Below are 25,442 nucleotides of genomic sequence, written 5' to 3' on the forward strand. Positions count from 1 at the left end.
AATTGTGAATTAAATATTCTCTTTTTTATATGAACAGTATTGACATTACCAACCAGTGGACGCTTCCGCTCGTTTCCCCGCTGTGTAACTTCGAACTAACCTCGGTAAACCTCGCTAAGGTCTCAGTTAGCCCTGCAACGGTACTAAGATGCTGCTAATGCACCATCTAAGGACCGGCGGACTCAAATGCCACTGTTTTGGTAATTCAAACTGTTCATATATAACTTATAATTTTTAATTTCACAATTATCTGTTACTCACTTCTAAGTGCTATTACAGGGTCTTTCTTCGCTGCCATCTTAGATGGGATAAGACCGCCGATCAAAGTAAGCACAACACTAATGATCACAAGGATCACCGCACCCTTTACCGGAAGTGAAGATACATTTGGCACATTTACAAATTTCTCTATCACTTTGCTTATCGGGATATTTAACAGCACCGTAACCAGAATACCGATCGCACCGGATACCAGTCCGATAATAAATGTCTCTGCGTTAAACACACGGGAAATATCCTTTTTCGACGCTCCGATACTTCGAAGAATACCGATCTCCTTCGTTCTCTCCAGTACAGAGATATAGGTAATGATTCCGATCATGATCGATGATACGATCAACGAGATAGCTACAAATGCGATCAATACATAAGTGATCGCATCGATGATCTTCGTAACGGAAGATAGCATCAGCCCGATATAATCGGTATAAGTGATCTCGCTGTCTGAATGTGAATCATTATATTTGTCGATCAGATCTGTCAGCTTATCCTTGTCCGCGAATTCTGAACAATACAGGCTGATAACGGACGGCTTTGCCAGATCCGCAAATCCAAGCTTCTCGATATTATCATCATAGGTTGCGGTAGACTGTGCAAAATAGCCCTGTTCCTTTAACATTTCAAATAACTGCTCATCAGACATCTGTGAAATATATGCCTGCTGTTCCTCTGACAGGTTCATGGATGCAACGATCTGCTGCATGTCCACCTGACTCATGTCGATATCTTCTCCGTTTGAAAACGGAAGTCCTGTAAATACATCGGTATCCGGATTGTCAAGCTGCCGTTTTACGATCTCCGATTTTTCATTTTCGGATACAACATACTCTGCAAGTTCAGCGGTATAACCGATCATTCCCGCATCGATCGATGCTGCATAAGAGGATTCGCTCTGACGGATGATACCACAAACCTGAATATCCAGACCTTTGCTGATCACATCTGCCATATAATCTTCATCGGAACTCTTGTCTGCCCATGTTCCGTCTGCATTTTTTTGATAAATGTCACTCGGCAGAATGAGCTTGAATTTGAGATTTAAAAGATCATCATAGGAGAAGCTCATTTCCTCCGGTGCATCGTAATCTTTACCTGCCATGATCTTCGGAACCATCTCTCCAAGATCAGAAGCATTTCTGACACCTAATGTATATAAGGTAAAATCACTGATCTCGTTATTCTTATCAACGACCAGTACAACTTCATTTTTATTCTGAGGCCAGTGTCCTGCAAGCACATCGTACTGCTGTTCCAACAGCTCCCGATTACTCATTAACTGCTTCCACATATCCATGGAATTATTTCCGTAACTGAATGCCGACATGAAGCCTGACAGGGATTTCTGGGATTCTTCCATATCGCCAAATCCCATCTCTCGCATCATGATACTTGGATTTACCTGCTGTGTACCGCCTGCTGCATTTTCGTTAAATACATACATCGGAGTATCATAGGTATACTTGATATCACTCACGATATCCTTGAATCCATTTGTATCATCTTCAATATATTTCTTAAATGTTTCCAGATCGTTTTCCTTTACCTCTGAGAGCATGGACACCATCATATCGCCCATGACATCACCAGAGTATACACGATCCGGGTCATGATCACTCAGATCTTCTTCCTTTGTATTACCCGCCATTTCCGAGATCAGGTCAGAATAATCCATTGCCTTTTTCTGGATCTCGATTGGATAGGATGACAGGGTTTCCTCCTGCACATCATTGATATAGCCCTGGAATCCACTGGATAATGACAGAATCAGCGCGATACCGATGATACCGATACTTCCGGCAAATGCCGTTAAAAGGGTTCGTCCTTTCTTCGTCAGCAGGTTATTAAAGCTGAGGGAAAATGCCGTAAATACAGACATAGATGTCTTTCTCGGTGCATATGCTTCTTCTGATTCTTTCGCTTCGTCTTCATCTGAAAATGGTGCGGAATCATCTATGATCTTACCATCTAACAGCTTCACGATTCTTGTAGAATATTTGTCTGCAAGCTCCGGATTGTGTGTTACCATGATGACCAGCTTTTCTTCTGCGATCTCCTTTAACAGCTCCATGATCTGGACACTGGTTTCGGAGTCCAGGGCTCCGGTCGGCTCATCTGCAAGCAGGATATCAGGATCATTGATCAATGCTCTGGCGATCGCTACTCGCTGCATCTGTCCACCGGACATCTGATTCGGCTTCTTATAGATCTGATCGCCCAGACCAACCTTTTCCAACACCTCTTTTGCACGTTTTCTACGCTCGGATTTGGATACACCGGATAAGGTCAGCGCCAGCTCGACATTTGCGAGAACCGTCTGATGCGGAATCAGATTGTAACTCTGGAATACAAAACCGATCGAATTATTCCGGTATGAATCCCAGTCTCTTGCCTTGAATTCTTTTGTTGATCTGCCATTGATAACCAGATCACCACTCGTATACTGATCAAGTCCGCCTATAATATTAAGAAGCGTTGTCTTACCACAGCCGGACTGACCAAGTACCGATACGAATTCATTCTTTCTGAAATTAATGGAAATGCCTTTTAACGCCTTTACCACTTCATCTCCGGTCTGATAGTCCTTCACAATCTTCTTTAACTGAAGCATATATTGTTTCCTCCACGAATTATATTATAAAAATTTTACCATCCCAGTTTTAGCATTTCAAGGAAATGGCGGATTCTTTTATAAATGTTTTACATAATGATAAAATACTACGCTGCGACATCAGGGTTATTATGGCGCAGTATTTTTTTATTTTTATCAAGTTTTTGTAAATGGCTTTTATTTTGGAAATAAATAATGTATAATGGCGACAGAGTAGGGTTATCTAACCGGATTTTTACATTATAAATGTGGACAATTCGGGCAGATGAAAGCCCAAAATAATTTTTATAATGGAGGAATTTATAATGTTAGTTTCAGCAAAAGAAATGTTGGAAAAGGCTAAGGCTGGAAAATATGCCGTTGGTCAGTTTAACATCAATAACCTTGAATGGACAAAGGCTGTTCTTCTTACAGCTCAGGAACTTCAGTCTCCTGTAATCCTTGGTGTTTCAGAAGGCGCTGGAAAGTATATGACTGGATTTGAAACAGTTGCAGCTATGGTTAAGGCTATGCACGATTCTTTAGGAATTACAGTTCCTGTAGCTCTTCACCTTGATCACGGAACATATGAAGGATGCTACAAGTGTGTTAAGGCCGGATTCACATCTATCATGTTCGATGGTTCACACTATCCATTCGAAGAGAACCTTGCTAAGTCAACAGAGCTTGTTAATGTTGCTCATCAGCTTGGTCTTTCTATCGAGTGTGAAGTTGGTTCAATCGGTGGTGAAGAAGACGGTGTTATTGGTATGGGCGAGTGCGCAGATCCAGAAGAGTGTAAGATCATCGCTGATCTTGGCGTAGATATGCTTGCTGCCGGTATCGGTAACATCCATGGTAAGTACCCAGCAAACTGGAAGGGTCTTTCATTCGAAACACTTGATGCTATCCAGCAGAAGACAGGTACTATGCCATTAGTTCTTCACGGTGGTACAGGTATCCCTGCTGACATGATCAAGAAAGCTATCTCACTTGGCGTTTCAAAAATCAATGTTAACACAGAGTGCCAGTTATCATTCGCAGATGCTACAAGAAAGTACATCGAGGCTGGTAAGGATCTTGAAGGTAAGGGATTTGATCCTAGAAAGCTTCTTGCTCCTGGTTTCGAAGCTATCAAGGCTACTGTTAAAGAAAAGATGGAACTTTTCGGATCAGTTGGCAAAGCTAACGACTAATTTCTTTCGTAATACGAATATCGTATAACAATAATATGCCCCATATGGATTTATTTCACAGACCACTTGTGTTCTGTTGTATAAACCATATGGGGCATATTGCTGTTACAGGTTTTCTGCCATATATGCCCCAAGGGCGTTCTTACATGCTTTTACCAGATTCCCATAACATGCTGCATAAGCAGGCTGACCAAGGTAATGCCGATCCAACAGCATGCACCTAGCAAAATCGGCTTGCCACCGGTTTTGATCAGCTTAATAACATTGCTGTTTAACCCGATCGCCGCCATAGCCATGATAATGAAGAATTTGGACAGCTCCTTTAACGGTGCAAATACATCCGCATTTACGCCCAGACTGATACAGATCGTTGTGATTATAGATGCGATCACAAAATACAGAATGAACATAGGAAATGCTTTTTTCAAGCTGAATCCATTTGTCTTCTGCTCTGTCTTTGCCGCCTGTCTTGCACGAACTGCCGCAAGCACTAATGTGATCGGTATAATTGCCAGTGTTCTGGTCAGTTTTACCGTTACTGCCTTATTGAGAGTCTCACTTCCAAGATTCCACATGCTGTCCCATGTTGATGCCGCCGCTGTTACAGAAGATGTATCATTGATGGCTGTTCCCGCAAATATTCCAAATGCATCACCGGATGCCGTATCAAATCCTATTGCTTTTCCTATGATCGGGAAGAAGATAGCCGCAAGCACGTTAAAGAAAAAGATAACAGAAATAGCCTGTGCGACTTCATCGTCGTCTGCATCTATAACCGGTGCTGTTGCTGCGATTGCGGAACCACCACAGATAGAAGATCCAACACCCACAAGAATCGAAGTATTTGCCGGAACCTTCATCACCTTTCGAAGGATCCATGCGATCAATAAGGATGTACCGATCGTACAGATAATGATCGGAAGCGACTGTTTTCCTGTCTGCAGGATTACTCCGAGATTCATGCCAAATCCTAATAATACAACGGCTGTCTGCAAAACAATCTTTGATGTCCATTTGATACCGGCTTCTGCCTTTCCCTTATCCGTCCATACAAGTGCGATCAACATACCGGCTAATATCGCAATGATCGGTCCGCCGACAACCGGAAACCGTTTTCCAATTAACCATGAAGGAGCTGCTATGATAAAACACACCAGAATTCCTATCCAGTTTTTCTTAATAAAATTCATTTATTCCTACCTCACTGTGTTTTTTGCGGATGCTATTATAACACCCGCATACAAAAAATGCCATAAAATTGATTGACATTTTCTATCAACTTGGTATAATAGGCACGAATCGGACGGTATATATGATATACCTTGCAAGGTGTTCTGAATGTTATTCAGGATTCCCGGATGGACATGAATGTTATGAGCCAGATAAGATTATCTTATCCGGCTCTTTTTTTGATTGTGAACGGCAAAGCATAGGAGGACTTATAATGGATTTATTAAAAGACAATCTGAAAAAATTATACTTCAAATTTCTGATACCATCACTTGGAAGTGCCATGGTTATGTCTATTTACACACTGACAGATGCGATCGTCATCGGAAAAGGTGTGGGCGCAAATGCCCTTGCAGCCCTAAGTATTACAACACCACTTCTCTGTATTCTGATGTCAACCGGAATCCTGTTTGGTGTCGGCGGCTCTGTGCAAATGAGCGTTCACCGAGGAAGTGGAAACCACCAAAAATCCAATCGTTATTTTACGATCTCTTTTTTCCTGCTTGCGGCTGTTACTGCCCTATTATGGCTGATCTATGCCGCCTGCATGCCTGAGCTGCTTCATCTGATGGGAGCAAATGACATATTATTCCCATACGCCATGTCCTACATGCGTTATATCAACATTTTCCTTCCGGTTGCTGTATTTTCAAATTATGTAGCAATCTTTATCCGTGCCGACAATGATCCAAACCGTGCAATGGCGGGAGTTCTGCTTGGCGGCGTCGTAAATATCGCACTGGATATCATTTTTGTATTTCCTATGCATATGGGAATGGGCGGTGCCGCATTCGCTTCCGTTCTCGGTATGACTATCCAGGTAATTGTCGGTGGCTCACACTTTTTCTCACGCAAAAACGGTCTTCATTTCATCCGACCGATTCACACGATTCCCAGTATCCGTCATATTATTGTCGGTGGTATCCCAAGTTTTTTCAATGAATTTGCAAATGGATTCATCGTACTGCTGTTTAATATCCAGATCCTGAAATACTGCGGTGAAAATGCACTCTCGATCTACAGCGTGATCTCAAACTGTGTAATCCTGTTCAACTCCCTGTTTACCGGAGTCGGTCAGTCGATCCAGCCTGTTATCTCTACTAATTATGGTGCAGGAAATGGGGTCCGAATCAAAGGAATAAAAAAGATGGCATATACCACTATCCTTATAATGGGTGCCATCTTCTCGCTTAGTGGAATCTTATTCCCGACTGCGGTCTGTCGTATTTTTATTAAAATGAATCCAACACTGACTGATATTGCAAATCTGGGTATACGAACCTACTTTTTTGCATTCCTGCCATTTGGCATTAACCTGCTGACTTCTTACTATTTACAGGCGATACTGCGATCTGCACAATCCCTGTGCATCTCACTGCTCCGAAATATCATCTTAAGCAGTATCTGTATCCTTGTATTTCCATTGTGTCTGGGTGCATCCAGCCTGTGGTTTGTTATGCCGATCGTTGAAGTCGTAGTGTTATTTGTCAGCCTTGGCTACCTGAAAAGCAAATCTATATAGAACATAAACGCTAAGATATAACTGTAACTCTATCTGCAGTTCTACTCTTAAACAGTTTCGGCTATATTATGGAAGTCGCTCATTAAAGACTCGTATGCAGCTTCGTCCATGCCATAGGAAAAGCATGCAAGTGCACGGAAACAGACCTCAGGTAATCTCTTAAGATTTCCGCTGTTATACTGTTCTGCCACCTGCTGTAATTCATTGATTATGTCATGCTTACGCTTCTGTTCTTCCAGGCTGCCATTCCAGAAACAGCTCATATCATAATCAGATGTATTCCCGCATGGAGCCGTACAGGTGGAACACCCGGGAGAAAGTCGGTATTTCTCCCGGTGTATTTCCTCTATTGTCTCATCATTGTCTTCCTGTAATAACGCACTTGCGATCGTCTGATCTGTTTTCTCTGTCCAGCCGGAATTACCGGCCGCACCTACAAGGCCGATCAATGCGCCAATGATCTTATCATTCCTCATGTTGCTAATTCCTTATGTTTCCAAATTTCTATATCTCTAATTCCTCTATATCAATTCTACACATTCTATAAAACTGATATCTATATAAGAGCTTAATTGTATTCTCTATCTTCACACTTTATAAATACCGCTTCAGATATTGTCCGGTATATGAATTCTCACATTCTGCGATCTCCTCCGGTGTTCCCTGTGCGATCACTGTTCCACCGCGAACACCGCCTTCCGGTCCCATGTCGATGATATAATCGGCAGTCTTTATAACATCCAGATTATGCTCGATAACAACTACGGTATTTCCACTGTCACTAAGTCTGCGAAGAATATCCACCAGACGATGAACATCGGCGAAATGAAGTCCGGTCGTCGGTTCATCCAGAATGTAGATCGTCTTTCCGGTTCCACGTCTGGCAAGCTCCGTCGCAAGCTTTACTCTCTGTGCCTCTCCTCCGGATAAAGTGGTAGATGGCTGTCCCAGACGGATATAGCCCAGGCCAACATCCTTTAACGTTTCGATCTTTCGCAGAATGCTTGGAACATTTGCAAAGAACTCGCAGGCTTCATCCACAGTCATATCCAGAACATCATAAATGCTCTTACCTTTATATTTTACTTCCAGTGTCTCACGATTGTACCGCTTGCCACCGCATACCTCACAAGGAACATAGACATCCGGCAGGAAATGCATCTCGATCTTGATGATACCATCACCACGGCAGGCTTCGCATCGTCCACCCGATACATTGAATGAAAATCTTCCCTTCTTATATCCTCTTGCCTTGGCATCCTTTGTATTTGCAAACAGATCACGGATCATGTCAAATACACCTGTATAGGTTGCCGGGTTCGATCTCGGGCTTCTTCCGATTGGTGACTGATCGATATTGATCACCTTATCGAGTGCATCGTAACCCACGATGTGATCATGATGTCCCGGTTTGATACGGCTCTTGTTCAGTCTTCTCGCCAGCTTCTTATATAAGATCTCATTTACAAGTGAGCTCTTTCCCGAACCGGATACACCAGTCACGCATACCATAATACCCAGTGGTATATTCACATCAATATGCTTCAGGTTGTTCTCATACGCATTCTGAACGGTCAGCCAGCCCGTTGGCTTTCTTCGTACCTCCGGTACCGGAATCTTTTTTCTTCCGCTTAAATAATCACCGGTAATCGAGTTCTCATTTTTCATGATCTCCTCTGCTGTACCTTCCGCAACAACATAACCACCATTTTCACCGGCTCCCGGACCGATATCTATAATATAATCTGCTGCACGCATCGTATCTTCATCATGCTCTACCACAATCAGAGTATTTCCAAGATCACGCAAATGCTCCAATGCTCCGATCAGCTTATCATTATCTCTCTGATGCAGACCAATACTTGGTTCATCCAGAATATAAGCAACTCCCACAAGCCCGGAACCGATCTGTGTCGCCAGACGGATTCGCTGTGCCTCTCCACCGGACAATGTGCCTGTAGAACGATAAAGTGCCAGATAATCAAGGCCTACATCGATCAGAAAATGCAGTCTCGCCCGGATCTCCTTTAAAACTGCCCCGCCGATCAGCATCTGCCGGTCTGTCAACTTAATATTATCCATAAAGTTTGTAAGATCCTCGATCGACATTCTGGTCAGATCATCAATATTCTTATCGGCGATCGTAACAGCCAGTGCTGTCGGTTTCAGACGTTTTCCTTTACATTCTTCACATGGCGTGATCGTCATAAAAGTCTCATACTCGGCCTTGGTCGTCTCACCTCCGGTCTCCCGATATCTTCGCTGGACATTCTTGATCAGTCCTTCAAATGTAATATCATAGACGCCTTCTCCACGCTGTCCTTTATAGTGAACCTTTACCGGACGGCTGTTCTTGCCATATAATAACAGATCTTTGATCTCATCACTGTAATCCTGAAATGGTGTGTCCAGTGAGAAATGATATTCCTCTGCCAATGCACGAAGTACTGCATTTGTGAAACTCTTTCCATCATTACAGGACTGCCAGCCCAGCACAACAATTGCCCCTTCATTGATCGACAGCTTGGTATCCGGGATCATCAGATCCGGATCAAATTCCATCTTAAATCCCAGACCGGCACAACATGGACATGCGCCAAATGGATTATTGAATGAAAAGCTTCTGGGCTCAATCTCATCAATGCTGATTCCACAATCCGGGCAGGAAAAGCTGTCAGAGAAATTCAAGATTTCATTTTCTCCATCTGTATTTATAACCTCAATCTTCATCAGACCTTCTGCCATCCGCAGAGTTGTCTCTACAGAATCTGTCAGTCTTCGTTCCATATCAGGACGAACGACCAGACGATCCACAACGATATCAATATTATGCTTCTTATTCTTATCCAGCTTGATCTCCTCGGATAACTCATACATACTGCCATCAATGATCGCACGGACAAAACCGCTCTTTGCCGCCTTCTCCAACAGCTTCACATGTTCCCCTTTTCTGCCTCTTATAACCGGTGCAAGTACCATGAATTTTGTCCGTTCCGGCAATTGCATGATATCGTCTACCATCTGATCCACGCTCTGTTTGCTGATCACTTTTCCACATTTCGGACAGTGTGGGATTCCTGCTCTTGCATATAACAGACGGAAATAATCATAGATCTCTGTTACTGTTCCGACTGTGGATCTCGGATTCTTATTCGTCGATTTCTGATCGATCGATATCGCAGGCGACAGGCCCTCGATCTTCTCGACATCCGGCTTCTCTGCCTGTCCAAGGAACTGTCTTGCATAGGAAGATAAGGACTCCATATAGCGTCGCTGACCTTCGGCATAGATCGTATCAAATGCCAGTGAGGATTTGCCCGAACCGGACAGACCTGTCACAACGACAAATTTATCCCTCGGAATCTTCACATCTATATTCTTCAGGTTATGTTCTTTTGCACCTTTAATCGTAATATACTTAATATCACCCATTTCGGTTGACCTTCTTTCTGCTCATTTTATTTGAATCTTATAAACATGTATGATCATTATATTTATTATTACTTTTATACAATATGAAAGATACATTACATATTATTCCGTAAGACGCTTCCGCTCGTATCCTCGTGCAGCGGTACATAAAGTTGCAAAAAACGCAACTTAAGTACCGGCCTCGGATAAGGCTTACTTCATAATAGTAATGATATCTTTCATATTAGTTTAACAACTAATATTCAAACAAATAATATTATGATCATACATGTTTATACACTTTCAATTAGTACGACAGCATGATCTGTATTGTATTTTCTACTTATCATAGTCCCGAAGTGCTTCTTTATACTTCTTCAGCTCATCACGGACGATCGCTGCCATTTCAAAGTTCAGGTCGGCGGCTGCCATGTTCATCTTCTTTGTCAGCTTATCGATCATTGCTTTCAGCTCTTTCTTCGTCATGGATTCAATATCTTTCTCAGCATCCACAACCGGTTTATCTTCTGTGACTTCATTTGTAATAAGATCACGGATACTCTTCTGGATCGTCTTCGGTATGATCCCATGTTCCTTATTATAAGCATCCTGAATCTTTCGACGACGATTTGTCTCCGAGATCGCACGTTTCATGGAGTCTGTCATCGTATCTGCATACATGATAACATGACCTTCTGAATTTCTCGCAGCACGTCCGATCGTCTGGATCAATGACGTCTCCGAACGCAGGAAGCCCTCTTTATCTGCATCCAGGATAGCCACCAGTGTGATCTCCGGAATATCAAGTCCCTCACGAAGGAGGTTGATACCAACTAATACGTCAAATACACCCATTCTGAGATCACGCACGATCTCTACACGCTCCATTGTATCAATATCGGAATGAAGATATTTGACCTTAATGCCATTCTCACGCAGGAAATCTGTCAGATCCTCTGCCATACGTTTTGTAAGTGTTGTAACCAGAACCTTGTGTCCCTGTTCTGTCTCTTTCAATATCTCTGACATCAGGTCGTCGATCTGTCCTTCTACCGGACGGACATCTACCGGTGGGTCCAGCAATCCGGTCGGCCGGATGATCTGTTCAGCCCGGAGCAGCTCATGCTCTGCTTCATATTTGGATGGTGTCGCCGATACAAATAACACCTGATCTAACTTCGATTCAAATTCTTCAAAGTTTAACGGACGGTTGTCCAATGCGGATGGCAAACGAAATCCATAATCCACCAGATTCTGTTTTCTGGAACGATCACCTGCATACATTCCTCCGACCTGCGGAATCGTCATATGCGACTCATCTATGATCAACAGGAAATCATCACCGAAGAAATCCAGCAATGTGCTCGGAGTCTCCCCGGATTCTCTGCCGGATAATGGTCCTGAATAATTCTCGATACCGGAGCAGAAGCCTGTCTCCCGCATCATCTCTATATCAAAATTTGTCCGTTCTTCAATCCGCTGCGCTTCGATCAGCTTATCATTTTCCTTAAAATACTGTACCCGTTCAGCCAATTCCGCTTCGATCTTTGTAAGTGCATGTTCCAGCTTCTCATGTCCGACAACATAATGAGAAGCAGGAAAGATACAGGTAAAATTCAGACTGCGCCTGATCTCCCCGGTCAACGGATCAAATTCACAGATACGATCGATCTCATCACCAAAAAATTCAACCCGCACAGCATCTTCAAATGTCGATACCGGAAGGATCTCCAGCACATCCCCGTGTACACGGAATGTTCCACGGTGGAAATCCATATCATTTCTGACATACTGGATATCCGTCAGTTCATCGATCACCATATCCCGATCCTTGATCATGCCGACACGGAGCGACAGCATCTGCTCCCGGTATTCATCCGGATCACCGATACCGTAAATACAGGATACCGAGGATACGACCACAACATCTTTTCTGTCGATCAAGGCCGCTGTTGCACTGTGACGCATCTTGTCAATATCATCGTTGATCGCAGAATCCTTCGCTATATAAGTATCAGTCGATGCCACATATGCTTCCGGCTGGTAATAATCATAATAAGAAACAAAATATTCTACCGCATTTTCCGGAAAAAATTCCTTCATTTCCGAATATAACTGTGCCGCCAGCGTTTTGTTGTGCGCAAGCACCAGCGTCGGTTTATTCAGTTGTGCTATTACATTTGCCATGGTAAATGTCTTACCGGAACCGGTTACACCTAACAGGGTTTCAAACTGATTTCCTTCTTTAAATCCATCCACCAGCTCTTTGATCGCCTGCGGCTGATCACCGGTCGGCTGATATTCTGATACTAATTTGAAATGATCCATTATGTTCTCCTGATATATCTATATAAATACAATCAATATTCTTATTATTGTTCTCTGTCTAATATATCATCCCATTTAAAAAAAGTACAGAGTAAATCGAATATTTGTTCTTTATTCTGTAAGAACCTTCTGCTTCCCACTGTTTCATCCGCAAAGCGGATTTAAAAAACATGCCATCCATGATATACTATAATTTATCAAAAAATGAACGAGGTGTAACATGAGCGCAATCGTAACATTAAAGAAGGGCGAGGGCAGAACCATCAAAGCCGGCGGCGCCTGGATTTATGACAATGAAATAGATACCATCATGGGGAGTTTTGAAAACGGGGATATCATCATTGTAAAAGACTTTGACGGATATCCGATGGGAAAGGGATTTATCAATACGAATTCCAAGATCACTGTCCGTATGCTGACACGTCACGTCGATACCGAGATCAATGAAGATTTCTTCCGCATGCGTCTGCAGGCAGCATGGGATTATCGTAAGAAAACCGTAGATACAAGTAGCTGCCGTATCGTATTTGGCGAGGCAGACTTCCTGCCCGGTATTGTGATTGACAAATTTGAAGATGTGCTGGTTGTTGAGTCACTTGCACTTGGAATTGACAGAGTTAAAAATTTGTTAATAAATATTTTAAAAAATGTCCTTAAATCGGATGGTATAATAATCAAAGGTGTTTATGAGCGTAGCGATGCTAAAGTTAGAATAAATGAAGGGATGCAGCCATTCAAGGGATTCATTGGGGATGAATTCGACACGAACGTGGAAATTATTGAAAATGGCGTACACTATATTGTTGACGTAAAAGACGGTCAGAAGACCGGCTTCTTTCTTGACCAGAAATACAACCGACTTGCGATCCAGCGTCTTTGTAAGGATGCAAAAGTTCTTGACTGTTTCACACACACAGGCTCTTTTGCGCTGAACGCCGGAATTGCCGGTGCCGCAAGCGTACTGGGTGTAGATGCTTCCGCACTTGCGGTCAGACAGGCACAGGAAAATGCAAAGCTGAACCACCTGGAGGATTCGGTTACATTTATCTGTAAAGATGTCTTTGATCTGCTCCCTGAACTGGAAGAACAGGGCGAGAAATTCGACGTTGTAATTCTGGATCCACCTGCATTTACAAAATCACGCAACTCAATTAAAAACGCTGTAAAAGGTTATCGGGAAATAAATCTGAGAGCCATGAAGCTCGTTAAAGATGGCGGCTTTCTTGCCACCTGTTCATGCTCCCATTTCATGGACTATGAACTCTTTACAAAAACCATCGGGCAGGCTGCTTCCAACTCTCACAAACGACTGAGACAGGTTGAATTCCGTACTCAGGCTCCTGATCATCCGATTCTGTGGGCTGCAGATGAATCATATTATCTGAAGTTCTACATATTTCAAGTAACCAGCGACAAATAGCTGGAGTTTCAGAGATTGGTCCTCTGTCATTTATCTTACTTGTAATACTTTTGGGAGGTAAACATGAAGCTAATACAGAGAAATAGGGATGCAGCATATCTACAGTATGATAAATATGTCGATTTCGACAATCCCATGGTTATGGAGAAGGCTATGGATCTTACCAAAAACTGCAGATCTGTTTACGAAAAAATAGAAACCATATATTATTTTGTCAGAGATGAAATTGATCACACCTGGGACGCCAAAGATTCCACGATCACGATCTCTGCATCAGATGTTCTGGAAAAGAAAACCGGTATCAGCTATTCAAAGGCAAATCTGTTAGCCGCACTGATGCGTGCAAATGGTATTTACACCGGATTCTGCTACCAGAGGATCAAACGATTCACATATGATAACAAGCTGGCACTTCATGCACTGAATGCAGTATTTGAACCGGATGTCAAGAAATGGATCCGCTTGGACGCCAGAGGAAACAATTACCAGTTTCAAGCTGATTTCTCGATCAACGAACGAAATCTTGGATATGAGATCCGACCGGAGCTTGGTGAATTTGAATTCGACGATCTGATCGCAGTTCCTCTTCCATCGACAATGGCAGTTCTGGAAAAGAGCACAAATGCGATCAAAATGTACTATAACGATCTGCCGGACTACAACGATTAATATTATATTTTACAAAATCATCGGTCCTGCCGACCGACAGTTTTTCCTGATCATTCTAAAAACTGTTCTGTTGGCGCGGTCGATGATTTTTTATGTCTGTCTGAAATGATTTCCGTTGATTTTTCCGGTATCGCAGGGTTTAATTTCCTGTTGTCTTATGGTAGAATTATACACAGTTAAAAATTTTACGAAAAGGGGTTACCGATATGAGTAATGTCACAATTATGAATCATCCTTTGATCAAACACAAAATATCAATGTTAAGAAACGAGAACACCGGAACAAATGAATTCCGTACACTTGTAGAAGAAATCGCTATGCTTATGGGCTACGAAGCACTTCGTGATCTGCCTACAGAAGATGTAGAGATCAAGACTCCGATCGAAACCTGCAAATCTCCTATGATTGCAGGCAAAAAGATGGCAGTTGTACCGATCCTCCGTGCCGGTCTTGGCATGGTAAGCGGCATCCTTGCTCTGGTTCCATCAGCAAAGGTTGGACACATCGGGCTCTACAGAGACCCGAAGACACACGAGCCGCATGAGTATTACTGTAAACTGCCGGATCCGATCGAGCAGAGAACAATCCTTGTTGTTGATCCAATGTTAGCAACCGGCGGTTCCGGTTCCGAAGCTGTTTCATTTATCAAACAGCACGGCGGCAAGAATATCAAATTCATGTGTATCATCGCTGCTCCTGAAGGTCTGGAAAGACTTCAGAAGGATCACCCGGACATCCAGATCTATGTTGGTCAGCTTGACAGATGCTTAAATGAAAATGCTTACATCTGCCCGGGTCTCGGTGATGCCGGCGACAGAATTTTCGGAACAAAATAACAGGAAGGCTTACATTATGAGATATATACACGAGCTTCGCGAAGGCGAAATGGTTTCAGAGGTTTACCTCTGCAAAAACAAGATCACAGGAAAGACAAAATCAGGTAAATCCTACTATTCTCTGCAGCTGGTAGATGCCAGCGGAACAATGGATGGTAAGATCTGGGAACTGAACAGCGGAATTGGGCATTTTGAATCCATGAACTATGTTAAGGTTGACGGTCAGGTTACCTCATTTAACAACACTCTCCAGTTGACAATTAAGAAGATCCGTATCGCTGAAGAAGGGGAATACGATATCAACGACTATATGCCATGCACGAAGAAAAATGTCGATGAAATGTTTGACAAGCTGCTTGGCATTATCGCAACGATCGAAAAGCCTTACTACAAAAAGCTTCTGGAAAGCTTCTTTGTAGAGGACAAAGCTCTTGCAAAAGAATTCAAAAAGCATTCGGCTGCCAAATCCATTCATCATGGATTTGTCGGTGGTCTGTTAGAGCACACTCTGGCAGTTACCAGCATGTGTGACTACTACACTACATACTACCCGATCTTAAATCGTGACCTGCTCCTGACTGCTGCCATGCTTCATGACATCGGCAAGGTCTATGAGCTTTCAACATTCCCGGAAAACGATTACACAGATTCCGGTCAGTTACTTGGTCACATCGTAATGGGTACTATGATGATCCGCGACAAGATTCGTGATTCTGTTCCGGAATTTCCTGCAAAGGAAGCAAACGAACTGGAGCACTGTATCCTCGCCCACCACGGCGAACTGGAATACGGCTCTCCAAAGAAGCCTGCCCTGATCGAAGCACTTGCATTATCATTTGCCGATAATACAGATGCCAAGATCCAGACATTCATGGAAGCATTAGACAGCAAGGACGAGACCGGCTGGCTTGGTTACAATAAAATGATAGAAAGTAATATCCGCAGATCTACAAAATAAAGGATACGATATTTATTTTATGGAACTTAAAAAGAACAGTATATATACAATAGAAATAACGGACATGGGAAATGAGGGAGAAGGCATCGGCCATCTCTCTCTTTCTGATGTAGCAAATAACAAAACAGGCACAGACATTTCCACGAAAGCTTCATCCGAAGATGGAAATAACGTGCAGAATATCACTGTATTTGTCAAAGATACAGTGATCGGTGACGTAGCCGAGATCTCGATCATGAAAGCAAAAAAATCGATCGCCTACGGACGGCTGGTTCGCCTGATCACACCATCCCCTTACCGCGTAACTCCGGTCTGCCCAGTCGCAAAGAGCTGTGGTGGATGCAGTCTTCAGCACATTTCCTATGAGAAGCAGTTGGAATACAAATGGAATAAAGTAAGAGAATGTCTGCGCCGGATCGGCAAGATTGAGAATCCCGATACTCTGATGGAACCAATCTATGGTATGAAAGAACCATACCACTATCGAAATAAAGCACAGTTTCCGGTTGGCAGAGACAAAAACGGCAATATCGTGATCGGCTTCTATGCCGGCAGAACCCATTCGATCATCGATTCCGATACCTGTGCGATCGGTGCAGAAGTAAATGATCAGATTCTGCCGATCATCCGTGCATTTCTCACGGAATATAACATTTCCACTTATAACGAAACAACCGGACAGGGTCTGGTACGTCATATTCTGACCCGTGTTGGTTTTACAACCGGCGAAGTCATGGTCTGTCTCATCATAAATGGAAAAAAACTGCCTCATGCAGATGAACTCATCTCCCGTCTGACAAAGATTTCCGGAATGACTTCAATCTGCCTGAACATCAATACAGAAAAAACAAATAAGATTCTTGGGCCAACCTGCAAAACACTGTGGGGCAGTCCATACATCACAGATTATATCGGCAATGTAAAATACCAGATCTCACCTCTGTCCTTCTATCAGGTAAACCCTGTGCAGACAAAGGTACTTTATGAAAAAGCATTGGAATATGCAGATCTGAACGGCGAAGAAACCGTCTGGGATATGTACTGCGGCATCGGAACCATCTCCCTGTTTCTTGCTCAGAAAGCAAAACAGGTATACGGTGTGGAGATCGTTCCTCAAGCAATCCTGGATGCCCGTAAAAATGCGGAACTTAACGATATCCACAACGTCGAATTCTTTATCGGAAAAGCGGAGGAAGTCGTTCCTGCCATTTACGAAAAAGGCGGCGATGGTTCCCATGCAGATGTCGTCGTTGTCGATCCACCAAGAAAAGGCTGTGACAAGGTACTCCTTGACACCCTGATCCGGATGAATCCAAAACGGCTTGTCTATGTAAGCTGCGATCCCGCAACCCTTGCCCGTGACATCGCCATCCTCACTCCCGCCGGCTACCACCTCGAAAAAGTCGCTGTTGTCGACCAATTTGGTCACACCGGGCACGTTGAAACTTGCGTTCTCTTAGAGAAGACAAGTGCAACGCACGAAGTCTGAACTTAGAAACGCAGTTGTTCTGGCGAGCGAAGCGAGAGCAGAACTTCCTTGAACCTTATCAAGGAGCATTAGCACTGACCATGCGATAGCTGTCCACGATTGGCGTGCACGAAGTGCAAAGACAGCGTAGGAAAGAGGAATGTGTAATGCTCCAGATTATGTCCTTAGGCTGTTGGCATACTATATTAAAACGGAAAACATGGTGAAAGATAAGAGCAACGAGAAAATATGAGAAATTTGGAAATGATACAGTCTGGTTATCACTTGACCAGATGGCAGAACTGTTTCAAAGGGATAAATCAACTATATCGAGACATATTAAAAAGATATTTGAGGAAAGAGAATTGGATGCTTGTCAGACATTCGGAAGATAAAAAATTATATCTATAGGAGATACAACAATGTTATACATCATGCGACATGGAAAAACAGACTGGAATGCCATGCGGAAACTACAAGGTCGGACAGACATTCCATTAAATGAAGAAGGACGCCAGATGGCGGAGCATGCCAGAACAGAATATGCCGATATCCATTTTGATATCTGCTACTGCTCTCCCCTTATCCGAGCAAAGGAAACAGCCGAGATCGTATTAAAAGGGCGGAACATTCCGATCATAACGGACGACCGGTTAAAAGAAATGAGTTTTGGCAGCTATGAAGGAACCGCAAACTGCATAACTACTCCCGGCTGTCCAATAAAAGATCTCTTTCTTGATCCGGCAAACTATAAAGTTCCAAAGGATGGTGGAGAAAGCTTTAAACAGCTATTTGCGAGAACAGGAGAATTCCTAAAAGAGGTTGTAAAACCACAATTAGACGAAGGAAAGGATGTCCTGATTGTCGGACATGGAGCTATGAATTCCAGTATCATCTGTCAGGTCAAAGGGATCCCGCTGTCAGAATTCTGGAGCGCAGGAATCGAAAACTGCAAACTGAAACGCATACTATAAATATCATTTATAAATCCAAACAAAAGCAACACATTTCATTCAATAGCAAATGAGGAGATATTTGAAAATGAAGACCTACAACTTCTATGGTTGGGAACAGGCAACCGTTCCTGCCATAACAAACAAGTATAAAGGAATCCATACACCACAGGATCTGTATGACAGATTATCTGATATCTGGTGCGCTGATACTTGCGCACCAAGACTGCGTGATGGTTGGACACCGGAGAATAAAACCTTGGGGCAGTGTTCTATCACAGCATTTCTGGTTCAGGACATCTTTGGCGGCAAGGTGTATGGCATCCTGCGTCCCGGCGGAAACTATCATTGCTATAACGATGTCAACGGTCATATATTTGACCTGACCAGTGAACAGTTTGGTGATGAGACTCTTTCTTATAAGAACAATCCTGAGCAGTTCCGTGAAGTACATTTTGCAAAAGAAGAAAAACGTTTAAGATATGAATATCTGAAACAACAACTGGCATGCTTAAACCAGCAATCCACTTGCTGATTTTCGTAAGATCAGGTATGCTGAAAAATAAATATGACATCTGAGAAAGGAACCCATACTATGATAGGATTAATCGTCGCACGTTCAAAAAATAATGTAATTGGAAAAAATGGACAGATCCCATGGCGGATCAAAGGAGAACAGAAACAGTTTAAAGAACTGACAACAGGGAATACTGTGGTTATGGGACGTAAGTCATATGAAGAGATCGGACATCCTCTCCCGAACCGAATGAATATCGTTGTGTCAAATACTGCCAATTACTCCGGTGAAAACCTGCTTACCGTTCATTCCTTACAGGAAGCTCTTGATGCTGTAAAAGAGGGAAATGTCTATATCTCCGGTGGATATGGGCTGTTCAAAGAGGCACTTTCACTGGTTGATACGATGTATATCACAGAAGTTGATACTGTCGTTGAAGACGGAGATGTCTTCTTCCCTGAATTCAATGCAGATGAATTCGATATTACAACCGGCGAATCCGGTGGTGACGACATTACATTTACCCGCACGACCTACACCCGCAAGAAACTGTAAACAAGGACAACTCACATGAATACACAGACAACGAATGAAAATCCTCTCGGCACTCAACCCGTAAAAAAATTATTAATGCAATTTGCTATTCCAAGTATAGTAGCCATGCTGGTCAGCTCTCTTTATAACATTGTTGACCAGTTTTTCATTGGGCGAAATGTCGGTGAACTCGGAAATGCCGCAACCAATATTTCATTTCCACTTTCCATATCCTGTATCGCGATCGCTCTGCTGTTCGGCATCGGCGGCGCATCTGCTTTTAATCTGGCTATGGGAAAAGGAGAAAAGGAAAAAGCAGTTTATTATATCGGCAATTCCGCTGTCATGCTCTTTGGCTGTGGTGTGATTTTAACTACGATCACCCTGCTGTTCCTAGAGCCTCTGCTCCGTTTCTTTGGATCTCCCGACAATGTACTTTCCTATGCAAAAACTTACACAGGCATTGTTGCGATTGGATTTCCTTTTCTGATCCTCACGACCGGAAGCGGTCATCTGATCCGCGCAGATGGCAGACCAAAGATCAGCATGATCTGTAACCTTACCGGAGCCGTGATCAACACCATCTTAGATGCTCTGTTTGTATCCGTTCTTCAGATGGGTATGGCAGGCGCAGCCATCGCAACCGTTATCGGTCAGGTAATATCCGCCGGTCTTGTCATCTGGTTTTTATCCCACTGTAAGACTGTAACGATAAGAAAAGAACATCTCCGCATCAGTAGACCGATCATAGCGAAAGTCACATCCCTTGGTACTGCTCCTTGCAGCAATCAGCTTGCCATGATGATCGTACAGATCATTATGAACAAATCTCTCAAATACTATGGCTCCCTTTCCATCTATGGCGAAGCAATCCCTATCGCCTGTGCCGGAATTATCACAAAAGTAAATCAGGTATTTCTATCTCTGATTATCGGTATATCACAAGGCTTACAGCCAATCACCAGCTATAACTACGGTGCAGGAAAATACAAACGGGTAAAGTCTGCCTATCTGTTCGCCTCTACCTGTGGATTTGTGATCGCGCTCATTGCGTTTCTATTATTCCAGTTTGTGCCAAGGCAGATCATATCCATTTTCGGAAATGGCTCCGAAAGCTACTTCCAGTTTTCGATCAGCTATTTTCGTATTTTTCTGTTCTTTACGTTTATAAACTTTATGCAGCCGATCACTTCGAACTTCTTTACATCGATCGGCAAACCGAAAAAAGGAACATTCCTGTCATTAACCAGACAGATCCTGTTCCTTCTTCCATTATTAATTATTCTGCCGCTTTTTATGGGTATTGATGGCATTATGTATTCCGGCCCTATCGCCGATGGACTTGCCGGAGCGGTCGCCATCTTCATGGTCTTTAACGAATTCCGCACCAGACCTTTCCGCTAAAGAGGTTGTTGTTGTTCAACCTCTACTTTTTGCCATGATATTTTGGCTCTGCTGGTATGGACATATACAAAGACCGTTCCGTTTTCTGCTCGGATTTGCACGCTTATTGCCAGCAGTCGCCCAAACTCACCCTTACGGGTTCAGACATGGGCTTGGTGCTGACAGCTAGTGCAAACCTCACAACGAAAACTTCACTGATGTCTTATGTATATATCCATACCAGCAGAGCCAAAATATCACAACTATAAATAACACAAGAATCATCAACAACCTCTTGTTTACTCACACATCGGGAAACGGACAATAAATCGGGTGCCGATCTCCGGACGGGATACGACCTGGATCGTGCCGGAGTGAGCATCGACGATCCATTTGGCTATGGAAAGTCCCAGGCCGGAACCGCCGGTCTCGCTGTTTCTCGCTTCGTCCGATCGGTAGAATCGTTCAAAGATATGAACGACATCTGACGACTCCATTCCGATGCCCTCATCCTGAATCATATAACTGACATAACCGGATTCCAGCATAACTCCTAATGTAATATCCGCACCATCCGAAGAATACTTTGCCGCATTCTGTACAAAGATCCGGATGGACTGTTTGATCATGGCTATATCACCTGTCATATATGCAGGATCTGTTCCACGAAACAGATAGCGGTGCTTCTCATCGATCATCTGGGATTCCTCCCAGACCTCACTGACCATCTGATTCAGATCCAGTTTCACTTTATTCAGAGTATTTCTTCCGCTGTCACCCCGCGCAAGGAACAGAAGCTGTTCTACCAGCTCCTTCATGTGCTGGGACTCATTCTTAAGGGCTTCAATGGATTCTGTCAGAACCTTTTCATCCTCTTTTCCCCATCGATCCAGCATATTCACGTATCCCTGGATCACAGCAATAGGTGTCCGAAGCTCATGTGATGCATCCGATACAAACCGTACCTGCCGCCTTTCGTTTTCCTTCATATTCCGAAGCAGGTTATTCAACGCGATCTCAATACTTTTCAATTCCTTGTCTCCGGTATGGACTCCCTGTTCGGCATCATCCGGAGAAATATGTGATATTGCCTGTTCCAGATGATCCATCTGATTCTGGTCAAATGTCTTTGCAGACTTCTTATCGGAACGTTTCTTCTGATCCTCCATACCATTTTGCTCAAATGACATCTTACTGATCTGTTCTGCCTTTACCGCCAGATCATTTAACGGCTTCAGCTTTCTTCTGACAACAGAAGTCCGGAATAACGCAAAGAACAACACAAATCCTTCTGCCGATAACAGTATGATTCCCGGTACAGCTACCAGATCCCTTACATCCCGGAAATCATATGCATATGATTTCCGGTCATTTCCATCGATCACATATTCCAGTGTATGCTTTTCTTGATTGACATTAAAATAATAATGCTCACCTGTTACCTGATCCGGAAGCTTTGTGGTACACCAGTACATCCAGGTTCCCATAATAAGAAAGGCAATGATAATATTGATTCCTATTACATTGCCTACTTCCTTCAGCCAGAAGCTGATATTTATTTTTCTGGCGATCGAGGTCATCCTCTTATTTTCATTCATCCGTGATACCTTTTCTTATACATTCTTTCAATCTTGCTCTTGTTTCTGCATCTACCCTTATCATCAGACCGTATACTCTATCCCGTTACACCTTCCTATGATTCCCTGATCACATAGCCTACGCCTCGTACCGTTGTGATCAGCTTGATACCGAACCGGTCATCGATCTTCGTACGCAGATACCGGATATATACATCTATGATATTTGTCTCACCGACATACTCATAACCACAGACAATATTCATCAGCTTTTCCCGATCCATGACGATATTCTTATTCTCCATCAGAGTATGCAGCAGCTCAAATTCCCGATTGGTAAGCTCCACCGGTTCTCCCGCCACCATAACCTCATGCCGGTCGGTATCCAGGCTGACCCCATGGATCTCTAGCTTATGTGTCTCCTGCCGGTCGGTGCTTTTCCGCTTCAGCGCTACACGGATACGAGCCAGAAGTTCTTCGATCGCAAATGGCTTCGTAATGTAATCATCCGCTCCCGCATCCAGCCCGGACACCTTGTCCATTACCGCATCCCTTGCAGTAAGCAGCAGGATCGGAACATTATTTCCTTCTTTACGAATACGGCGAAGGACCTCCAGACCATTTAGCCTTGGAAGCATAACATCCAGCACGATCAGGTCAGCATGTTCTGATAGTGCCAGATCCAGACCTGTCCGCCCGTCAAATGCCTTTATTACTTCATAGCCTTCATGAACCAATTCCAGCTCTACAAATCTGGCAATCTTTTCTTCATCCTCTACAATCAAAATCTTCCGGCTCATCTCTACTCCTTGTTGTGACAATTTATTTTAAGGGAGTATCTTGAGTACCTATGTCCATATTCTGATATACTATTATTCCGCAAGACGCTCTCGCTCTGTTGCTCATGTAGCGGTTCTAACCGCTCCACTCCGTGGATCGCTAAGTACCGACATTCGCAAAGGCTTGCTGCATAATAGTATATCAGAACATGGACAATGTATTTTCGTTTCATGTCCCTTAAAATAAATCTGTGTATTGTAAATTAATCTCTCACATTAGTTCTTGTTAATGTCTGTCTTAATAGTTTCTACCGTATCCGCAACCTTGTCACAAGCACTGTTCAGATCTACATTGATATTGTCGATTCCTGCAAAATGGTATCTGCATTCACAGAATAAACCGACCACTAATAACGGGATCGTGATCCAGAATGCGAAGATAATCGCAAGTATCAATACCAGAACAGGTACATTCACCATAGTGCTGCCACGTCTTTCTATGATGAACTTGGAATCAACGCTTTTCTTCAAAAGTCTTCCACACCAGGAAAAGAACTGATCCATCATCTGACCAAAGGTCTTTTTATTGCAGTCTCTAGTATATTCCTGCTGTGCCTGTTCGAATTCTGTTGATGTCTGCTGTGCCTGTTCCGTCGTGTAATCGGTTACTTCCGGTGCTTTTACCTTACCCTTCTTTTCCAGATAAATGATCGCATCCAGCACATCATAATTATTTGCTTCTAATGCCTCCTTGGCTTCCTCATAGCTGACACCTGTTTTTTCTCTTAACTTTTCTACTTTTTCTAAATTATCCATATCTTTTTCCTTCTTTCTCTATTCTCTCCTCAGCTGATGGTATTACTATACCAACCACGAATTAATCTAAAATAGGAGAAAGATTAAAATCAGATTAAAAATCTGACCATTTTATTTTAAAGCTGCTTTTTCGATGGAATAACTGTCAATCAGCTCATCCTCTGCCGTATAGATAGATACGCTTGCGGTTAACTCTTTTATACTTGCCGGATCTGTTACATCACACAGAAGCTTTCCATATGTATGCCCAAGAGCCTCTGTCATATAGGATGGTTCTTCGTCCGTTCCATTTACAAGGATAGTGTCAAATGTTGCCTGAATTAATTCATCTGTCTTATTATAGATTTCAAATGCCAGGCAAGTCTCTGCATCTTCACCCTCTCCGTCAGTCTCTATACCTGTATATGCAATGGTAATCTTATCATTATCAAACACCTGAACTGCACCATCCTTTAATGTAAAGCTCTGATCACCCGAAGCTTCTGCCTTACCAGATAAAGGAACATCCTTAACCTCATAATGTCCAACTGTTTCTCCCGCATCGTTATCAATAAAAAGTATACCATTCAATACGGAAACTGCTTTATCACACTCAATCATACACACATCTTCTTCTGTTGCATTTGCTTCCAGTTCAGGACCAAACAATGGCTGTATCGTCTCTCCGTTAATTGCTACATCCCCAAAATAAATATTAACAGGATCACCCGTCTTATTGGAAACAGTAAACGTCATACCATCAGCTTCCTTGTCATATCCTGTATATGTAAGAGTCACTTTGTCATTATCTAGCACAATGACAGTTACATTCTCCTCTTCTGTTGATGATTCTGTCTTTTGTTCCTTTTTTCCACAACCACACAGACTTGCAAATACACACAAGCCAGCTGCCAGAATATAATGTCTTCTTTTCATAATAATTCATCCTCCACATTTCTATCAAAACCGGGGTACACCACTTCTATCTGATGCGCCCCGA

At 43.0% G+C, this 25,442-nt stretch carries 20 protein-coding genes and 1 pseudogene; 12 read left to right on the forward strand and 9 right to left on the reverse strand.

The features are described from left to right. Positions 1 to 253: 253 nt before the first annotated feature. Positions 254 to 2,887, reverse strand: a complete 2,634-nt coding sequence (locus tag GT641_RS06200; RefSeq protein WP_008401791.1) for an ABC transporter ATP-binding protein/permease — start codon at positions 2,885 to 2,887, stop codon at positions 254 to 256. Positions 2,888 to 3,192: 305 nt separating this feature from the next. Between GT641_RS06200 and fba the strand changes: the two genes are divergently transcribed. Then, positions 3,193 to 4,062, forward strand: coding sequence for a class II fructose-1,6-bisphosphate aldolase (gene fba / locus GT641_RS06205; protein ID WP_021944348.1), 870 nt, complete (start codon positions 3,193 to 3,195; stop codon positions 4,060 to 4,062). 152 nt (positions 4,063 to 4,214) lie between these two features. Here fba and GT641_RS06210 read toward each other — a convergent pair whose 3' ends face one another. Beyond that, positions 4,215 to 5,252, reverse strand: coding sequence for a YeiH family protein (locus GT641_RS06210; RefSeq protein ID WP_161117085.1), 1,038 nt, complete (start codon positions 5,250 to 5,252; stop codon positions 4,215 to 4,217). A 254-nt stretch (positions 5,253 to 5,506) separates the two neighbouring features. Between GT641_RS06210 and GT641_RS06215 the strand changes: the two genes are divergently transcribed. Then, complete coding sequence (locus tag GT641_RS06215; RefSeq protein ID WP_161117086.1) at positions 5,507 to 6,814, forward strand: MATE family efflux transporter; 1,308 nt, start codon at positions 5,507 to 5,509, stop codon at positions 6,812 to 6,814. 47 nt (positions 6,815 to 6,861) lie between these two features. Here the strand turns inward: GT641_RS06215 and GT641_RS06220 are convergent, their stop codons facing one another. From GT641_RS06220 to uvrB, 3 genes are all read right to left on the reverse strand, one after another. After that, entirely contained in the window at positions 6,862 to 7,290 is a 429-nt protein-coding gene (locus tag GT641_RS06220) for a hypothetical protein (protein WP_008401785.1), read from the reverse strand. A gap of 118 nt (positions 7,291 to 7,408) precedes the next feature. Beyond that, positions 7,409 to 10,246: an excinuclease ABC subunit UvrA gene (gene uvrA, locus GT641_RS06225; RefSeq protein ID WP_008401783.1), complete on the reverse strand. Its 2,838-nt coding sequence runs from the start codon at positions 10,244 to 10,246 to the stop codon at positions 7,409 to 7,411. A 318-nt stretch (positions 10,247 to 10,564) separates the two neighbouring features. Beyond that, complete coding sequence (gene uvrB / locus GT641_RS06230; protein WP_161117087.1) at positions 10,565 to 12,553, reverse strand: excinuclease ABC subunit UvrB; 1,989 nt, start codon at positions 12,551 to 12,553, stop codon at positions 10,565 to 10,567. A gap of 220 nt (positions 12,554 to 12,773) precedes the next feature. On the opposite strand from uvrB, the gene GT641_RS06235 reads away from it, so the two are divergent. From GT641_RS06235 to GT641_RS06275, 10 genes and pseudogenes are all read left to right on the forward strand, one after another. After that, positions 12,774 to 13,973 (forward strand): class I SAM-dependent rRNA methyltransferase, encoded by a 1,200-nt coding sequence (locus tag GT641_RS06235; protein ID WP_117807836.1) that lies wholly within the window; start codon positions 12,774 to 12,776, stop codon positions 13,971 to 13,973. 63 nt (positions 13,974 to 14,036) lie between these two features. Beyond that, positions 14,037 to 14,642, forward strand: coding sequence for a transglutaminase family protein (locus GT641_RS06240; protein ID WP_008401776.1), 606 nt, complete (start codon positions 14,037 to 14,039; stop codon positions 14,640 to 14,642). A gap of 206 nt (positions 14,643 to 14,848) precedes the next feature. Further along, complete coding sequence (gene upp / locus GT641_RS06245) at positions 14,849 to 15,478, forward strand: uracil phosphoribosyltransferase (protein ID WP_008401775.1); 630 nt, start codon at positions 14,849 to 14,851, stop codon at positions 15,476 to 15,478. Between the two features lie 16 nt (positions 15,479 to 15,494). Beyond that, positions 15,495 to 16,436: an HD domain-containing protein gene (locus GT641_RS06250; RefSeq protein WP_021944344.1), complete on the forward strand. Its 942-nt coding sequence runs from the start codon at positions 15,495 to 15,497 to the stop codon at positions 16,434 to 16,436. 19 nt (positions 16,437 to 16,455) lie between these two features. Then, entirely contained in the window at positions 16,456 to 17,925 is a 1,470-nt protein-coding gene (gene rlmD, locus GT641_RS06255) for a 23S rRNA (uracil(1939)-C(5))-methyltransferase RlmD (RefSeq protein ID WP_161117088.1), read from the forward strand. Positions 17,926 to 18,170: 245 nt separating this feature from the next. Further along, a pseudogene (locus tag GT641_RS13180) lies at positions 18,171 to 18,272 on the forward strand (cell filamentation protein Fic); the annotation flags it as partial. Positions 18,273 to 18,326: 54 nt separating this feature from the next. Continuing rightward, complete coding sequence (locus GT641_RS06260; RefSeq protein ID WP_161117089.1) at positions 18,327 to 18,878, forward strand: histidine phosphatase family protein; 552 nt, start codon at positions 18,327 to 18,329, stop codon at positions 18,876 to 18,878. Between the two features lie 67 nt (positions 18,879 to 18,945). Continuing rightward, on the forward strand, positions 18,946 to 19,392 hold the full coding sequence (locus GT641_RS06265; protein WP_243104438.1) for a hypothetical protein: 447 nt from the start codon (positions 18,946 to 18,948) through the stop codon (positions 19,390 to 19,392). Between the two features lie 60 nt (positions 19,393 to 19,452). Then, positions 19,453 to 19,929 carry a dihydrofolate reductase gene (locus GT641_RS06270; protein WP_161117090.1) on the forward strand — a complete coding sequence of 159 codons (477 nt, stop codon included), beginning with the start codon at positions 19,453 to 19,455 and terminating at the stop codon, positions 19,927 to 19,929. A 15-nt stretch (positions 19,930 to 19,944) separates the two neighbouring features. Further along, entirely contained in the window at positions 19,945 to 21,312 is a 1,368-nt protein-coding gene (locus GT641_RS06275) for an MATE family efflux transporter (protein ID WP_161117091.1), read from the forward strand. Positions 21,313 to 21,590: 278 nt separating this feature from the next. Here GT641_RS06275 and GT641_RS06280 read toward each other — a convergent pair whose 3' ends face one another. From GT641_RS06280 to GT641_RS06295, 4 genes are all read right to left on the reverse strand, one after another. Then, the gene (locus tag GT641_RS06280; RefSeq protein ID WP_008401767.1) at positions 21,591 to 22,889 is read right to left on the reverse strand and encodes a HAMP domain-containing sensor histidine kinase; all 1,299 of its coding nucleotides are present in this window, start codon (positions 22,887 to 22,889) and stop codon (positions 21,591 to 21,593) included. A 95-nt stretch (positions 22,890 to 22,984) separates the two neighbouring features. Next, on the reverse strand, positions 22,985 to 23,668 hold the full coding sequence (locus GT641_RS06285; protein ID WP_008401766.1) for a response regulator transcription factor: 684 nt from the start codon (positions 23,666 to 23,668) through the stop codon (positions 22,985 to 22,987). A gap of 255 nt (positions 23,669 to 23,923) precedes the next feature. Beyond that, positions 23,924 to 24,463, reverse strand: a complete 540-nt coding sequence (locus tag GT641_RS06290) for a DUF4342 domain-containing protein (protein WP_008401765.1) — start codon at positions 24,461 to 24,463, stop codon at positions 23,924 to 23,926. A 111-nt stretch (positions 24,464 to 24,574) separates the two neighbouring features. Continuing rightward, on the reverse strand, positions 24,575 to 25,378 hold the full coding sequence (locus GT641_RS06295) for a hypothetical protein (RefSeq protein WP_119963278.1): 804 nt from the start codon (positions 25,376 to 25,378) through the stop codon (positions 24,575 to 24,577). Between the last annotated feature and the right edge of the window lie 64 nt (positions 25,379 to 25,442).

The organism is Clostridium sp. BIOML-A1, assembly GCF_009874105.1.
Classification (GTDB): domain Bacteria; phylum Bacillota; class Clostridia; order Lachnospirales; family Lachnospiraceae; genus Coprococcus.